Annotated in this window: 18 protein-coding genes; 6 read left to right on the forward strand and 12 right to left on the reverse strand. The window is 55.5% G+C overall.

The annotated features are described in order from the left end of the window. Positions 1-104 precede the first annotated feature (104 nt). Complete coding sequence (locus DZG07_RS21870) at positions 105-809, reverse strand: hypothetical protein (RefSeq protein ID WP_119920311.1); 705 nt, start codon at positions 807-809, stop codon at positions 105-107. Between the two features lie 178 nt (positions 810-987). On the opposite strand from DZG07_RS21870, the gene DZG07_RS21875 reads away from it, so the two are divergent. Beyond that, complete coding sequence (locus DZG07_RS21875) at positions 988-1527, forward strand: hypothetical protein (RefSeq protein WP_119820854.1); 540 nt, start codon at positions 988-990, stop codon at positions 1525-1527. 86 nt (positions 1528-1613) lie between these two features. Here the strand turns inward: DZG07_RS21875 and DZG07_RS21880 are convergent, their stop codons facing one another. The 6 genes from DZG07_RS21880 to DZG07_RS24045 form a co-directional block, all read right to left on the reverse strand. Beyond that, a complete protein-coding gene (locus DZG07_RS21880; RefSeq protein WP_119820856.1) occupies positions 1614-1829 on the reverse strand; it encodes a hypothetical protein in 216 nt (71 codons plus the stop codon). 61 nt (positions 1830-1890) lie between these two features. Next, positions 1891-2373, reverse strand: coding sequence for a hypothetical protein (locus DZG07_RS21885; protein ID WP_119820858.1), 483 nt, complete (start codon positions 2371-2373; stop codon positions 1891-1893). 1 nt (position 2374) lies between these two features. After that, positions 2375-2740: a hypothetical protein gene (locus DZG07_RS21890; protein WP_119920312.1), complete on the reverse strand. Its 366-nt coding sequence runs from the start codon at positions 2738-2740 to the stop codon at positions 2375-2377. A 668-nt stretch (positions 2741-3408) separates the two neighbouring features. Beyond that, entirely contained in the window at positions 3409-3612 is a 204-nt protein-coding gene (locus DZG07_RS21900) for a hypothetical protein (RefSeq protein WP_119820863.1), read from the reverse strand. Continuing rightward, the gene (locus DZG07_RS21905; protein ID WP_133304784.1) at positions 3609-4160 is read right to left on the reverse strand and encodes a hypothetical protein; all 552 of its coding nucleotides are present in this window, start codon (positions 4158-4160) and stop codon (positions 3609-3611) included. Before DZG07_RS21905 ends, DZG07_RS21900 begins: the two co-directional genes overlap by 4 nt. Positions 4161-5373: 1213 nt before the next feature. After that, entirely contained in the window at positions 5374-5583 is a 210-nt protein-coding gene (locus DZG07_RS24045; RefSeq protein WP_119920313.1) for a hypothetical protein, read from the reverse strand. A gap of 328 nt (positions 5584-5911) precedes the next feature. Between DZG07_RS24045 and DZG07_RS21910 the strand changes: the two genes are divergently transcribed. From DZG07_RS21910 to DZG07_RS21920, 3 genes are read left to right on the forward strand one after another with little or no spacing between them, the layout of a single operon-like run. Continuing rightward, positions 5912-6115, forward strand: coding sequence for a hypothetical protein (locus tag DZG07_RS21910; RefSeq protein ID WP_119920314.1), 204 nt, complete (start codon positions 5912-5914; stop codon positions 6113-6115). Next, entirely contained in the window at positions 6112-7599 is a 1488-nt protein-coding gene (locus DZG07_RS24050) for a hypothetical protein (protein WP_133304785.1), read from the forward strand. Before DZG07_RS21910 ends, DZG07_RS24050 begins: the two co-directional genes overlap by 4 nt. Continuing rightward, positions 7586-7909, forward strand: a complete 324-nt coding sequence (locus DZG07_RS21920) for a hypothetical protein (protein WP_133304786.1) — start codon at positions 7586-7588, stop codon at positions 7907-7909. The genes DZG07_RS24050 and DZG07_RS21920 overlap by 14 nt, the downstream gene beginning before the upstream one ends. 513 nt (positions 7910-8422) lie before the next feature. Here DZG07_RS21920 and DZG07_RS21925 read toward each other — a convergent pair. Further along, positions 8423-8674 carry a hypothetical protein gene (locus DZG07_RS21925; protein ID WP_119920316.1) on the reverse strand — a complete coding sequence of 84 codons (252 nt, stop codon included), beginning with the start codon at positions 8672-8674 and terminating at the stop codon, positions 8423-8425. A 130-nt stretch (positions 8675-8804) separates the two neighbouring features. Beyond that, entirely contained in the window at positions 8805-10361 is a 1557-nt protein-coding gene (locus DZG07_RS21930) for a glycosyltransferase family 2 protein (RefSeq protein WP_119820875.1), read from the reverse strand. Between the two features lie 317 nt (positions 10362-10678). Between DZG07_RS21930 and DZG07_RS21935 the strand changes: the two genes are divergently transcribed. Then, positions 10679-11521, forward strand: coding sequence for a transporter substrate-binding domain-containing protein (locus DZG07_RS21935; protein WP_091917936.1), 843 nt, complete (start codon positions 10679-10681; stop codon positions 11519-11521). Between the two features lie 61 nt (positions 11522-11582). Here the strand turns inward: DZG07_RS21935 and DZG07_RS24055 are convergent, their stop codons facing one another. After that, positions 11583-12227 carry a hypothetical protein gene (locus DZG07_RS24055; RefSeq protein WP_162931696.1) on the reverse strand — a complete coding sequence of 215 codons (645 nt, stop codon included), beginning with the start codon at positions 12225-12227 and terminating at the stop codon, positions 11583-11585. 185 nt (positions 12228-12412) lie between these two features. Here DZG07_RS24055 and DZG07_RS21945 point away from each other — a divergent pair, with 185 nt between their 5' ends. Beyond that, entirely contained in the window at positions 12413-13090 is a 678-nt protein-coding gene (locus DZG07_RS21945; RefSeq protein ID WP_133304789.1) for a hypothetical protein, read from the forward strand. Positions 13091-13114: 24 nt separating this feature from the next. Here the strand turns inward: DZG07_RS21945 and DZG07_RS21950 are convergent, their stop codons facing one another. Continuing rightward, a complete protein-coding gene (locus DZG07_RS21950; protein WP_119820881.1) occupies positions 13115-13930 on the reverse strand; it encodes a sterol desaturase family protein in 816 nt (271 codons plus the stop codon). Positions 13931-13943: 13 nt separating this feature from the next. Then, complete coding sequence (locus DZG07_RS21955; protein WP_091917916.1) at positions 13944-14357, reverse strand: tellurite resistance TerB family protein; 414 nt, start codon at positions 14355-14357, stop codon at positions 13944-13946. Positions 14358-14408: the final 51 nt, after the last annotated feature.

The following is a 14408-nucleotide window of genomic DNA, read 5'->3' on the forward strand; positions in this document are numbered from 1 at the left end:
ACCATTTAATTGTGTCTAGCCAATTCAAAGGCTGTCCGTGAAGTTGGAATCGAGCTTATCGACAATTGATTGTGCGCAGACCTTCACTCCAAAAAAATTGCATATTATGTGATTAGTGGCCGATACCTACCTCGCCTAACCTTTTGGATGTGAGGAAAGTACGGACCGTAGCAGCTGATGCGGGTATGGAGGGCGGAAGCAATTGACTTGATCGTTTTATGATCCGAGCTGGCAACGCGTCGTTTTACGAGGCATTTGTACCAATAGCTGTTCGGTTGGTCCAAAACGAATTCCGGGTTCTTCACCAGAATGACGGCGTCGATCATGCCGGTTTCATCCTGTTCGAGTTCAAGACCCCCCATTTTTCGACCAACGAAGTATTCGTCTGCCGCAGTCGAGCTGCGCATTTCTGTGTTATCGGAAATGATCAAGATTCGAAGTTGACCATCACTGTCGACATATTTGGCGTGTTCCTCGAACTTGTGTTTTGCGTTTCGAATGGACTTCATCATTTGGCCTAGTATGAAGTCGGTCAATTTACGGCTTGCGTCTTCTGGGTTCGGGAGCGTTTCGATAATCCGGCCCATATTGAACTGGCCGACTGCATAGAAAGGCTTTCCCTGGTTCTTAGCAATCTCTTGCAGCTTGTAATAGACGCGCGAATTGTCGGCCGCATTCCGTGATTTTCTTTCAATAAACACCTTACCGTCGAGAATTGCATGGTCAGGCGCTTTGAACTGCCTCCCTCCAGGCAGAAAGTTGTTCTGATCAGGTACAGTCTGTTCAGGGAAAACGTCCTCGATCGCCATGCGGACGACATCGTCAACTGTCGTTTCGACGAGATGATTTTGTTTATTCAATCCCCGCACCGATCAACCCCCGCTCCAGTAATTGGCAGAAGTTCCATAGACAGCAATTGCCACGGAATCCTCAATGAGCTTTTATGCGCGTGCGGCTTTTGGTTGGGGTTGGGGTTGGGAGGCATCCATGTCTGACGATGGCGACAAACCGAAGCCCAGATTGCGGGTGGTGGTTGAAAATGACAGCATCGAAGTGCGCAAAGAGCAGTATCGGTGGCTGTTCGATCAACCCTTGAGGGAGCTAGCAGCAAACATCATTCGAACTTCTCGCGGCGCTGGGAAACCATATGACATTCTCGGTGAGTGTATCGAGGTCGTTAAGAAATTTCAGGAATATCGCGAGGTTGTCGGTCATTGGCCGTCAAGTTTCGACATACAAGCATCGCTAGCGGTTCGAAAAACGTATGACTTTGACAACCCGCAGTATTTTGACGAGATCGATTATTCGGCGGAAACGGTAATTAGCGGTGCGCTTCGCGTCAGTGCCGCACGATTGGTCGGTCAGGACCTCCAGGAGCGGCACGGCGAAAAGGAGCTCTGGCAGGGGATAGACGCTGTCGAACGTCATCGCGAGGAGATGAGGGCAAAGCGCGCGGCAGAATTGCGAGCAGCTAGATCATCCACGGCAAAGCCTCGCAAGGCACCGAAAAAACGAGCCAAAAAATGACCCGCCAGAGCGGCAACCACGGCGGGTGAACAGCTTCAAGTCAGCCTAGCCGTTGCTCATCATTCACTCCATGCCGCCCAGAAGGGCTATGACGGCTTTATGGCGGTTTCGATGCGTGGCGCGACCAAGACAAACCCGGCCTGGTGATCAATCTCAACCCGCCATATTCCACCGTGCATTTCCTGCATCTGCCGCGCGAGAGTGTTTGCGGTGTGGGTGACCCGAGATTTGGCGCGGTCAGCGGTTTCGACGGCATCAGTGAGAAGGGCGTTGATTGCCCGCTGGTGAACGAGGTGTGTCATGTACGCGCCTCCGAGAAGGGCAGCGGCCCCGGTGATGGTGAGCGGCGGGTGATGGGCGTGGTCATACCTCCCTCACCTTGCGAATGATTTTTAGCGTCCGGTCGCTGAAGTAGACGTTCGGCCCGTCGCTGCGACCTTTCCACCAATGGCAGGCGCGGTACATGTAGCACTTGTCCATTTCAGCGTAGACGCGATCGATGAAGTAGACGGGGCGGTACTTGCCGTCCTGTATCTCGTAGATCGCCGGCCCCGACCATTCGAGATGGACTGGAAGCGCGGGCTTATGCGCAATCAGCATAACCGGGATGGCTACGTACGGGCCTTCTGCGTCGGTTGGAACCGCTGGCTCAGTCCATCCCTCGATGTCCGGCCATAGTTCTTGCGCGGCTGCCTTCACTTCCTCCAGCGCCGCGAGCAGACGTTCACGAGGTGACAGACTCACTGGCGCGGCAACGGCGGGTGCTACTGCGGTGGTTAGAACAGCGCCAGCGACTGCTGTGTTGCGAAGGAACAGGCGGCGGGAGAGGTTGCTGGTGATGTTCATGTCAAATCCTCCACAGAGCGAAAATCATGGCCTCTCGGGCCGGCCCGACAGCGCGGTGGGCTACTAAATTGGCCTCCCAGCAGCGGTTACATTCGGCCTTGTCGATCGGCTTGGCCCGAAGGCTTTCGCTGTAGGCTTTGTGAGTCTGGACCGATGCGCGGTGCGCGTGCTGCCAAGCCTTGATCTTCTCCACTGTCTCGGTGGGGATAGCCGTTAGATCGACCGATGGAGTAGCCGCAGCCTCGATAACGGCAGGGGCCGCTATTGCGGCAGCCGCTGCGCTCGCGGCTACTGTACCGCGCATGAACAAGCGGCGGGAAATTCTTGGCAAGCCTTCAGCGGCTGCCGGAACGAGGGTGTTCGGCATCGGTCTTTCTCCCTAGCTAGGTTGAATGGATTATTCTCCCGCGATCGGGTATGCGGCTTTCAGAGCGGTGTGGACCGCAAGTCGGTCTCCTGGGCTGTAGTTGGCAAATCGTGCCTGGCCCCAAGCCGTACGCAGAGCGCGAGATAACAATGCGGCACGAAACGGTGAGCGATAGAGGTTCATTAGGTTGCGGACGATGGCCCAGGCTGCCGTCATGATTTTCGAGCGATTGAACATGGGACGTTCCTTGAAACTTTCGTTTTGAGGTGCTAACTTTCTATTTACATAATTCATGTAGCTTTCGCTTTCAAGCACGAAGTTATGAAAAAGGAAAGTTTATGATATCTCCAGAACAATGCCGTGCGGCTCGCGCCCTGCTGAATTGGACGCAAGCGGACCTAGCTAGCCGTGTTTCGATCAGTGCCGTTTCCATTCGGGCATTTGAGAAAGGCGGGGAGATGCGCGACTCGAACCAGAAGCTATTACGGCTCACGTTTGAGCAGGCCGGTATACAGTTCATACCGGAGAATGGCGGCGGCGCAGGCGTAAGGATGGCGAGGCCAAAGGCGTCATTGGACGGCAAACGGCCTGAAGATTTAAATGCGACCAATGACGACTAGCGTCCAAGAATAAGCCGGCCCAGAACGGGCCGGCTTGTACCATTGGGGTCAACGTCGATTGCGACTGGACAATGCAGCCAGAACAAAAGCCAGCGATGCTTTGTCCGCTATTCCAAGCTCTGCCGGATCGTCTTCATTGTCATGCTGCTCTTCAAACGGTTCCGGTTCAAAGTCCGGATCGCCGTCTAACTCATCCAGGATGCCAATCAATCGTTCGATAGCATTCTCGATGTGTCGCCGCGCCGGTTTCACTCATCGATCCATTCGACGACCATCCTGCCGCCCAAGGCTCGAACCGCGCGATAAATATGAGCCGGGCTTATCGGTTTACCATGGGTGCAAGTCTGGAATGTTTTTGTCCGGCCAAGGGATCTGTCCAAATCAGCTATGCTCATTTTCATGTCAAAGGCCCTTAGGCGGATCGCGTCGACAATCGGGTCTCCGACTAGTTTTGGCGGACGCTTTGCCAAGTGGATTTTGGAATACATCATGCGGCCAGCGACCTGCTGAACGCTAAGCCCGAGTTCGGCGGCTATCTCTTTGCGCGTCACTCCGGTAACCGCAAGTCGGCGTAGCTTCGATTGTTCGGCAGCAGTCCATATGTGTTGAACTCTTTCTGGTATCAGCCCGCACCGCTTCGCCATGTTTCTTATTGCACGTTCGGTGCGGTATTTCAGATGTCGTCGTATCAAATCTACATCAGGCCAGTGTTTCTTAAGAACCTCGCTTTCAGAGTAGGTCCACGTATCATCGCGCCGGACAATGCGGGCGCGACGGAATGCTGTCACAGTTCCGTGCATCGATATCTCCCTTCAATGCCGTGTGCGCTGAATATTTGCGCGCAAACAGATAAGGTCTTCGATTTCATAATTGCTACGAAACTAATCCTCGATGCCCGATTTCCTCTAAGTTACTGTTGAAACAATAAAAAATGCGAGGATTAATAAGGAAAGACATTGATATTTCTCGAAAGGCATATTTCAGGGATTGTCCCAACGGCATTCTCTTCATTCATCCTTAACCCTGTTTCTGCACCCTCTCACGGCGCATTGTAATGAGTACGCGTCTCGAAAATGATCGACGGACAGTAGGCTGCCCGTCGTTCAGTTCGATTGAACTGAACGGAAGCTATGAAATACGAGGCTCGTTACGATTGGACCGGAGCAAAGGTTGCTGGCGGACCACCGTCAGCGCGGCCTTCCTGGTCGGATCACTTCTGCAATAACTGATGAAACTTTAATTTCGAGGACCGGACAATGACAACCGGCCAAAGCATGCTCGCCCGTCGATCCTGATTGCAATAGTGCCACTCCTCGTGGCGATAGTCGTTGCAATCGTTCTGGTTGGAAGATTTGCCCAGGAGCCCGCCGTTGCGAGGGCGGCAACGGCGAGCGTTATGCTGCCGGGGAGTTATGGGAATGCCGGCAGCTTGCCGCCACGGCGTGGCAACCGAAATGGGCGGCCCGAATTAACGCTTCGGCGCTCCGACTGTTCCAATCAAATTCGCTAGCCGGGCAGGAAATTCAGTGATTATCTGATCGCGTGGCTGGGTCCGCCGGCTGCATTGGCCGATACGGCGAATGGAACCCTCGCCGTGTCGGCCTCTCATGAAGCCGTGCGGTAGGATAGACTCCAAATGCCCCCCGCCCCTGCTCAACGCCCCAAGCCTGCATTGAGCAAGCATACGTGACAGTACCACCGAAAATTGCGGGCAAAACTGATGTAGATCAGCCGCCGCTAGGACATTTTGCTAAAAAATCCCGCCACCCCTTTCAGAGCGGCGGGGCTGTGCAGCGCGAAGTGCGGGGGGGGGGGGTGAGTTGGCTTCGCAACTGCTGAACTGCGGGAAGTTCGTTCGTTAGGTAGTACGTGCAGAAGGGATGATAGACGTTCGGTCTAGAACTCGCTGTTCAAAAGTGACCACCGGTACAAAAAAGGGAAACATTCGTGCGCATGGAAAGCCCGCCACCCCTTTCGGAGTAACGGGAAGCAGCTTGGCGATCGGGAAACCGCCTACGCTCGCTGCCTGAGTTTTTGAACCAGGACTTTTTCCTCATCTATACCGGAGGAATAGAGGACAAAGGCGAGGTCAGCGATTTCTTTCGCGCCGTCTCCGTTTGCTTCAATGCCTCTCGCCTTGCGCACTTTTCTGCAAACACGTGTCAACATCGACAGTTCATCGGGAAAATAGACGGTGGGGTGAAACGATTGGCGGTTGGTCACAGCTTCCTCCTCCTGCGTTGGGGCGAAAGCTTGATGACCTCTTCCAAACGCCGGCGCCCTGAAGATTGGCCAGCGACACGACAATTATGCGCCGATTTGCAACCCAGGCAATGCAATTCGGAAACGCGAGCGAATCCAGATGCTTGCCCGCTAGACGACAAAAAAGCCCGCGCGCTCCAGAAGGAACACGCGGGCATGACGGGCTCGAAGGCGCAGAATACCAGCCCGCCACCGTTTTTGCCACTGCTGTCTATACCTGAATTCAGGGATACCAATTTCGCCGGCATATACCCAGGCTTGCCCCATTTTCCATGCAAGGAGACTGGCCGTGGCATTGGACGACGCGATAGCACTCTTCGAACGTCTTATTTCGGAGGAACTTAAACATCGAGAATGGCTGCTGACGTTTGTTCTGGACGATCCTACTAACGGCACGAGGTTTGCCATCGAGCAGAGTGATCGGGTGATTGCGACCTACCAAATGCTCATTGAGAAGGCGAAGTGTCTGGCACAGACTAGCGTAAGGCATTGACGAATGGTTTGAATTTTCGCATTTCTCCTCCGGGGGAAATTTTGCCGACGAAAAAAATTAACTTTGAAGATATCTGGCCAATTGGCACAGACAAACTGACTGTTCAGCAGCTCAGAAGTCTGAGCGACTCCGATTTTCGAAAGCTCAAAAAATTGGTCGCCAAGCGCGCCGTGCAAAGCGGAAATTCCGCAGCGTTCGGAAGCAGCCTCGCTCGGCAGTTAGAACTTAAACGGCGGCGTGAACGGCGAACGCCATATTCCCAAGCCGCTCTGCTGGCAGCCTTTAAGACAGGGGAGATTTTAGACGCCCTTGTCCCGAACAGACGTTCTAGATGGCGCCCGGTCTTTCGTAGAAAACTTGGATCAAAAGTCGAATGCACAGGTTTCTCCTTCTTGGATAACCCTATGCCGACCTACCAATCGCTAATATCGATGGCAGAGGCAGATTGCGACGCTCTTCACTATCGAATCGACTTCCTTGATGAATATGTCACTGACATTGGCCCATATTTGGTTTTCGGCATAATGCGGGAGCAAATGGCACCGTTATCTGCGGGAGGAACCGTAAGCGGTCCAACCAGGAAGGTCTTGGAGGCAGTCGGTCTACGCGCTTTCTTGAGGATGAAGCCATTTCAAGGAGTTACAACCGATGATGTCTGGCCTCTTCCAGTAATGCAACGACGAAGAGGAGGAACCTCGTCCACTACGAACTTAGCTGCCGAACCATCTACAGTCGAAATTCGTGCAGATGAGATTACCAAACGGGTGGATTCATGGCTCGAACAGCTTGATCCGCCCAGCGAGCTTACCGAACACGGCATTGGTCGGATCAAAAGTATTGTTACGGAAACATTAAACAACGCCGAGAGGCATGGACGCGTCGGGGGCGATGGCGAATGGGTTGTCGCCGGCTTCATGGCGCGCCGACCCATCACCGATGATGAGGACGCGCCGCTGGTGCACGTCTGTCACCTCGGCTTCCTCAATCTTGGCCGTCCTATCTCTGAAACTATTCTGGAGGCTCCAACTGAGATTACGGAGCAAATTTCAAAATACCAGAAAGTGCATTCACGATCGGATCTTTCTGCCGAAACCCTTGCTACGGTTTTTGCTCTCCAAGACGGCATCTCTCGAGTGCTCCAAGGCAATGGCAACCCGAGCGGTGGCACTGGACTGATGGATATGGTAGAATTTGCCAATGAGGTAGGGCGTTCGAGCATCCCCGGAAATGGCCCAAAGGTGGCAATTTTGTCTGGGAATGCGTATATCCGGTTTGAAGCGCCTTACTCTGAAGGGTTTGGAACCAGTGACGATGATCGTAGGTTGCAATGGTTTAACCTCAAAAATGATGTCTTGAAGAAACCAGACAGCGGGTATGTTATGGACCTGCCCCGAGCATTCCCTGGAACTCTAATAACTATGCGATTTGTTCTAGACGGCTCGTTACAAACGGAAAATTTGGATGATGATAATGGAGAAGGTTGATCTGGGTACCCTCACAAAGGGTGGAAGAATTCGGAATCTCTCTGGAAAAGAGAGAGGCGTCGCGGCGCGTACCGAACTCGGTATTGATCAGCTTGACCAAGCACCCGGAACCGTCGAGGTGGTAGTTCCAGACTATGTTGACGCCATTTCTCCGTCATATTTTCAAGGATTGTTTTCACAGAGCATCGCCCACCTGAATGGCAAAGAAGGATTTCTTTCAAAGTACCATTTTGCCGCAAGCGACCAAGCTATGCAGTGGGTAAACATTGGGATTCGTAATGCCACAACAAGTCGCGCGCCACTGATATAGGAGAGACGACTGTTCTCTGACATTGTCTCGGCGCTTGCGCTAGTTGCCTCGATCGGAACATTCTGTTGGACTCTTTCTCTTGAAAGTAGGCTTCGAACAAAAGCTGAAAAACGGGAAACGTTTGACGCGTGGGTAGTTGGCCCCACTGAGGTGTCCTTTCAAGCGCTTTCAACATGTATTGGCCGTCTCTCGGCATCCATCCGAGAGAACTCCACAGATGCAACAGAGCGCGCAAAAGCCGTTCGAGCAGTTCAAGTTTCGGAATTTGACGAATGGTATTTTGATTTCAATGCTCTTTGCGAAAGCAGGTCGGATGATGTGTTTTCTCTCCTAAACGATGAAGCAATCGAGTTGGTGGACGGAATTCTAGAAGTAATAAATATGTCGTCAGAAGATGCTTCTGCGCAGCAGCTTACAGAACTAAACAGAAATCTATCTCGAATTAAACAAAATTTCCTTTCGAGAGCAAAGGCCCATATTCAGTCAGCGCGCCTTGGCTTAAAATAGTAAGATTCAAGCTGGGGGCGGTCGGAACCAGCCCAGGATTTTCGTCACCGACTCCCAGAACATGACGGTCCCAACGGCAATGCCGATGGTCGTTATCGCCAGCCACTTTGTCGGCTTCGGGAAGGTGACAATCATGCGGATAATCGGCAGGCCGGTCTTGATGGTGGCGATATCATCCGGGCTGAGTTCTGAAAGGAACTCGCGCGTTTTCGTCGGCAGTTCCACCATGCGGCGAGCCGGCTCTTGATTTTCGTCCATGCTCAGGGCTGCCAATCGCACCACTTCACGCCCCTACCTTTGTACTGAGAAATGCCCTCCGCTCAGAGAAATGTTGCTATATCGTTGCTTCATACTGAATATGGCATGCGAATCTTATAATATAGTATTGTTATATCAATGCTTTAGGTAAAATCTTGAAAGTCTGTATCCAGCCCTTGAACCAGCGCTTGCGCTGGGCGAGCCAGGTGTCGAAATCTTCCGGTCCGTCTTCGCGCGTCGGGCATGACAGGGTGTCGGCCCGGTAACCGAAGCGCGCCAGTCGCAGGCCAAGATCGGCATCCTCGGTCACGTTGTAGGGGTCCCAGCCACCCACTTCTTCCAAGGCCGCGCGGCGAAAATGATTGGAGGTGCCGCCGAGCGGCAGCACCAGCCGGTGCGCGGCCAGCCATGGCAGCAGACGCCGGAAAAGGCCGGCATATTCGAAGCCGAACATATTCGAGATGAGGCTTGCCCGGCGGTTCGAAATCTCGAGCGGCGCCTGAAGGCAGGCAAGTTCCGCATCCGCTGCCTCGAACCTTTGCCAGGCCTCCATCAGCTGCATCGGGTGCGGCCTGTCTTCGGCATCGTAGAGCACCACGAACTCCCCGCTCGTCAGCGGCAATGCATAGGCAAGCGCCTTCGGCTTGGTACGCGGCAGCGACGCCGGCACCGACACCACTTCGACATAGCTGCGCAGCGGGTGCGCCCGGATTGCCTGGACCGTCTCCTTGTCATCCTCTTCGCAAACCAGCTTGATCTCCAGCTTGCTGCGCGGCCATTGCAGCTTGCTCAGCCCGACCAGAAGCTGCGGCACGACTTCCGCTTCCCGGTGGAGTGCGACCAGCACCGAATAGACCGGCATCTCAGGCGACAGCGCCGCCGATGGCCTCTGCGGCGGCCGCTTCTCAAACCAGAAGGCGGCGGCAATGCGCAGCGCCACGCAGGCCAGGAAAAATACCGAGAACAGGACATGCAGCAGGACGAAAAAAGCCGTCGATCTCAAAAGCAGCGCGGTCGGCACGGTGACCGCGAAGGCCCCGAGGAAGAAAGCCTGCCAGGCGCTCAGGACATTGCGGGCAGAGCAATCGGGTCGCTGCTCGTAGAGACCGTTCAGGGCGCGTTCGGTCAGTGTCTTTCGCGACCGCCGCAACACCGCCTGCCGCAGAACCGCAGGCGCCACGATTCTCGCACGCCGGGAGAGCTCGCTGCCTTGGAAACGGCGCAGGCGTTTCCAGCCGGCCAGATCCGGCGCAATGAGAAAGACGATGCGACCGAAACCATCCTCGATCCGCGCCGCGCCCTTTGCCGGCTTCTGCCGCAGCATCGTCAGCGCCTGCTCTTCCCGCAGCATCAGGCTGTGCGGGTTGATCCTCGTCTCGAACCTCATCCCAAGCTCGTCGGCGATGGCGCGATAGAAGGCGATTTCCGTGACGAGGCCCGACACGAGAAGTTCGGCCTGGAACGTCGTGCCATTGATGCCCGCGCGCGAGGCGATGACGACGCTATCGTCGAAGGAAATGCCCAGCCGATCTAGCACAGGCCGCCATTCCGCCACCTCTGGCAGCACGAGAACCGCAAAAAGACTTATGCTGCCGTTCGCAGCCTCAATTTCGGCATGGAATTCGTCAGGCCGTTCGGCCTCATGAAAAGAAAAACCGCGGACGCGCTCGGATTCTAGCGCAGCCATCGAACACCGGTCCGGATTTGCCGATCGCCCGCGCCGAATTCACAACGCGCACACAAATCCGGCGGCCTGCTCAATGCAGGTGCCCCATGCCCTCCACCGCAGTAACCCCGCGTCGGCACAAAATGCGCCATCGCAACACCCCCATGTTGCAATCCCCGCGTGCATTAATGCACATCCTGACGCCTGCTGCCATGGTAAAAAAGCAAGTGCTAATTTATCAGCCGGCCAAACGAGATGAGGCCTTTCGACAATGTTTTTGCCTGCCGGCCACGGGAAGGCTAAAGGTCTATGCACTTGTTCGCATTGCCAGGCGTTTCATGAAAGCACGTTCGATCCTGATTGCCGTTTGTTGCGCGCTGACAGCGCTGAGCGCACCGGCGCGTGCGGCAGGACCTGATGTTCCGGTTTTCTGGGACACCAAGGAGCGCTTGCCCAAGCCGGACCTTTCGACGCTTGAGAGACTGCGCTTCCTGACCACCACCGATTTTCCGCCGTTCAATTTCCTCGATGGAAACGGGCGGCTTTCGGGCTTTCATGTCGACCTTGCCCGCGCAATCTGCGCCGAACTCGATATCGCGGCGAAGTGCCAGATCCAGGCGCTTCCCTGGGGCGAGCTCGACGCGGCTTTGCAGAAGGGTGACGGTGAAGCAATCATCGCCGGTGTTGCGGTGACGCAGGAAAACCGCGCGAAATATGCTTTCTCCCGGCCTTACCTGCAATTTCCGGCGCGTTTCATCATGCCGAGATCGTCCGCCGTCGCCGAGCCGATCTATGCCAAGCTGGAAGGCAAGCGCATCGGCGTTCTCGCCGGCTCGGCGCATGAACGCCTGCTGCGCAGCTATTTCCCGGACGTGAAGGCGGTGACCTATGCCAAGCAGGAATGGCTATTCGACGATCTGAAGGCCAACAAGCTCGACGGCGCTTTCGGCGACGGCATGCGCTTCGGCTTCTGGCTGGGCGGATCGGAAGCCGCCGGCTGCTGCCGCTTCGCCGGCGGCCCCTATCTCGCCCCTGAATATCTCGGCACCGGGCTTTCAATCGCCACCAAGGCCGACAATCCGCAACTGGCGGATGCCCTGAACTATGCGCTGCACGAAATATCGGTGAAGGGCACCTTCGCCGAATTGTATCTGCGCTATTTTCCGGTTGGCTTTTACTAGAGCCCTACCAGACCATCACGTAATGGCGCGCTCAGCCTCAGCCTGGCGGGCTTCGGTAACCCTAGGTTCTGCATGAACAGCTGGGATCGGCGAGGCATTTCTTAGCCTTACTGGCCAAGCGTTCACTCTCCTCCACCAACGGAGCGTATTGCGCGAGAAATTGGTCCATCTCGGCGACATAGGCGGAGTTCACTTTCTTCGCCTGAAGCTCCTCTTGTCTGTTCTTCCGGGCAAGGTCGATTTTCCACTTATTTTCGCGCACATAACCAGTCTCCCTGGTTACAACCTCTTTCAGAAGTCCTGCCGGCATACATGCTTTCGTACCGCCAGAGTTTGAAGCGCCCTGGTCTTCGTACTCGGTGCACTTCTTGATTTTGATGTTTTTCTTCGAAATCGGCTTTGTGCTGAACAGGCTTTCCGATTCAGCGTTTGAATTTCTAAGAATTGTCGTGTTTGGCGTTGAATCCAAATAGTACTCAACCTTCGAGCATGCGTTTGCGCTGCTGTGAACGGTAATCTCAGCAGAATAACTTGGCTTTGAACCGCCAGAGCTTTCAATACTTATTGAACCCGTGCACGAGCCGACAGGCTTGTCGAAATTGCATTGTGCCGCTGCTATCACCTCGGATGGCAAGGAGGCAGCAAGCACAACACCGAGAAAACCCATCGAAACCACTGCTTCTACCGTGAAGTGTCGTCGCGACATCAAAGCCCCCGCTCGCCAGCGCAGATGCGCCTGAATTGTCGTGGAACCTTGTGCACAGAATTGCAGCGGCCGAACCACCCAATTGGAGGGTGAGGAGCGCCAGCCGATCCGTTATCGTCCCGTCACAACGGGCATCCCGAAGCAACACGCCAGGTAAGCCCCATTATTTTTGCGAGGGGATGTTCTTGCGACTGCTTCTTTCTGCCGTCAGTTCGGCTTTCATGGTTGTTTCGTCATGGTCGGTCGCTGCGGCTGCCGATTGTGATTTCAACAAGCGGGTGGGCAGCTGCAAAGCGCAGATCGAGATCAGGAGTTCATCAGGCTCCAAGGGCAGCTACTCCGCGGAAATCATCGTTCGCAGTTCTGCGCCGACCTGCTCCAAGGTCGACTACTATCTGGACAACACGCCCCAGCGCGCCATCCTAAAAGGAGGCAATGCGGAGCCTGAAAGCGTCTTCGGTACGCGCCCGATCTCAAGAAAAAATTTCAAGGTCGAAAAATGCGCTGCATTTGAAGATCGCCAGAATGCTGCACAGGGAGGCGACCAAAAAGGACGCGAAGGCCTAAAATCCTTTACCGGAACCTGGCAAGGGAAGGTGGGCTGGATGATGGTCTCTGCACCCATGACGCTGAACCTCCGGGTTAACGGGAACTCGGTCACGGGAAACTCTTCGTCACCAAACGGCCAATCCTACGAGATCCAAAACGGCCGGGTTTCGGGAAACACCGTTTCCTACACCTACCAGCAACCCTCCGGCGACGGAGAGGCCAGCGTCCGAATTACGATGAAGTCTGCAAACAGCATATCGTATTCCGCTTCGGCAAGCGGCATAACGATGTCGGGAACGCTGCAGCGCCAGTAAAACAATTTCTCAAGAGACGTCTATCTAGCGCCCTGCCCTGAACGGCAACGCCAGCAGCCAGCCAAGCCGCGACGGTCTTTCATCGCGCCACTCCTCGAGGCCGATCGCCATGCCGTCATGGCCGCGTTTCGGCTGGCCGACGTAAGTCCTGAAAAGCCGATCCCAGAACGAGAAGTTGAAGCCGTAATTGGAGTCGGTCTCAGGCCGGTCCGTCGAATGGTGGACGCGGTGCATGTCCGGCGTGACGATCACCTTGCGCAGCCAGCGATCGACCGAGGGTGAAAGCCGCACATTCGAGTGGCTGAACATCGCAGAGCCGTTGAGTACGATCTCGAACACCAGCACAGACAACACCGGCGCGCCAAGCGCTATCACCACACCGGCCTTCCAGACCATGGACAGCAGGATCTCCAGGGGGTGAAAGCGCAGGCCGGTGGTGACATCAAAGCCCGTATCGGCATGGTGCACGCGATGGATTCGCCACAGGACCGGCAGTTTGTGGCTGGCGACATGCTCCAGCCAGACCGCAAAATCGAGCACGACGAAGGCGATGACGCCGCCGAGAACCCCGTCGAGACCGGCAGCACGCAAAAGCCCCCAGCCTTTCATCTCGGCAAAGGCCGCAGCTCCAACGGCAGCAGCGGGAAAGACCACACGTAGCAGCAACGAGGAGATCACCACCAGCGAAAGATTGGCGAACCAGCGGCGCGATTTCAGCGCCCCGGCCATTTCCTGACGTTCCAGGCGCGGCGACCACAGTTCGAACAGGGCCATGACCAGGAAGATCGCCAGGAAGGCGGCCGTGCGGACGAAGGCCTCGGACCCTGCGGCATCGGCCATCACATGCTGCCGGTCACGTCAGCATGCGGTGGCGTGCCTTGGTCGCCCATTCAATCGCCGAAATCATCTTTTCCTCGACGCTGAGATGACGCCGCAGAAGCTGCAGCACGCGCACCTCCTCCAGCCGCATTTCGAGATCGACGGCGGCGACTTCGAGCGCGGCGGCGTAGGCCGTGTCGTGGAGGCGCTTTGGTATGGCCTTGGCGGCGGCCGCAAGAACGCCGTCCAGACCTTCCTGCTCGTGCAGCAGCTTCTGGCAGTCCTGCCCGATGCGGACGAGTTTCTGGTCGTTGAACCCTTCGAACACCGGCCAGGAGCGAACCACGTCCCCGATGCGCGCAAGTTCGAGATCGGTCATGTCGCGATCGGAAGCGGAGGTGACAACCATCAGGTAGATCAGGGCTTCATGGGCGGTGGGACCGGGCATTTGCTGTCCTTGGGTTGCAATGGGCTTCGAAGTTAGGAAGGCGCCACCCAT

It is taken from the genome of Mesorhizobium sp. DCY119, assembly GCF_003590645.1.
In the GTDB taxonomy this organism is placed as follows: Bacteria; Pseudomonadota; Alphaproteobacteria; order Rhizobiales; family Rhizobiaceae; genus Mesorhizobium_M.

Coding starts and splice junctions, on each gene's coding strand:
- DZG07_RS21870 (WP_119920311.1), bottom strand. CDS start 809: ATGGCGATCGAGGACGTTTTCCCTGAACAGACTGTACCTGATCAGAAC.
- DZG07_RS21875 (WP_119820854.1), top strand. CDS start 988: ATGTCTGACGATGGCGACAAACCGAAGCCCAGATTGCGGGTGGTGGTT.
- DZG07_RS21880 (WP_119820856.1), bottom strand. CDS start 1,829: ATGACACACCTCGTTCACCAGCGGGCAATCAACGCCCTTCTCACTGAT.
- DZG07_RS21885 (WP_119820858.1), bottom strand. CDS start 2,373: ATGAACATCACCAGCAACCTCTCCCGCCGCCTGTTCCTTCGCAACACA.
- DZG07_RS21890 (WP_119920312.1), bottom strand. CDS start 2,740: ATGCCGAACACCCTCGTTCCGGCAGCCGCTGAAGGCTTGCCAAGAATT.
- DZG07_RS21905 (WP_133304784.1), bottom strand. CDS start 4,160: ATGCACGGAACTGTGACAGCATTCCGTCGCGCCCGCATTGTCCGGCGC.
- DZG07_RS21920 (WP_133304786.1), top strand. CDS start 7,586: ATGGAGAAGGTTGATCTGGGTACCCTCACAAAGGGTGGAAGAATTCGG.
- DZG07_RS21925 (WP_119920316.1), bottom strand. CDS start 8,674: ATGGACGAAAATCAAGAGCCGGCTCGCCGCATGGTGGAACTGCCGACG.
- DZG07_RS21930 (WP_119820875.1), bottom strand. CDS start 10,361: ATGGCTGCGCTAGAATCCGAGCGCGTCCGCGGTTTTTCTTTTCATGAG.
- DZG07_RS21935 (WP_091917936.1), top strand. CDS start 10,679: ATGAAAGCACGTTCGATCCTGATTGCCGTTTGTTGCGCGCTGACAGCG.
- DZG07_RS24055 (WP_162931696.1), bottom strand. CDS start 12,227: ATGTCGCGACGACACTTCACGGTAGAAGCAGTGGTTTCGATGGGTTTT.
- DZG07_RS21950 (WP_119820881.1), bottom strand. CDS start 13,930: ATGGCCGATGCCGCAGGGTCCGAGGCCTTCGTCCGCACGGCCGCCTTC.
- DZG07_RS21955 (WP_091917916.1), bottom strand. CDS start 14,357: ATGCCCGGTCCCACCGCCCATGAAGCCCTGATCTACCTGATGGTTGTC.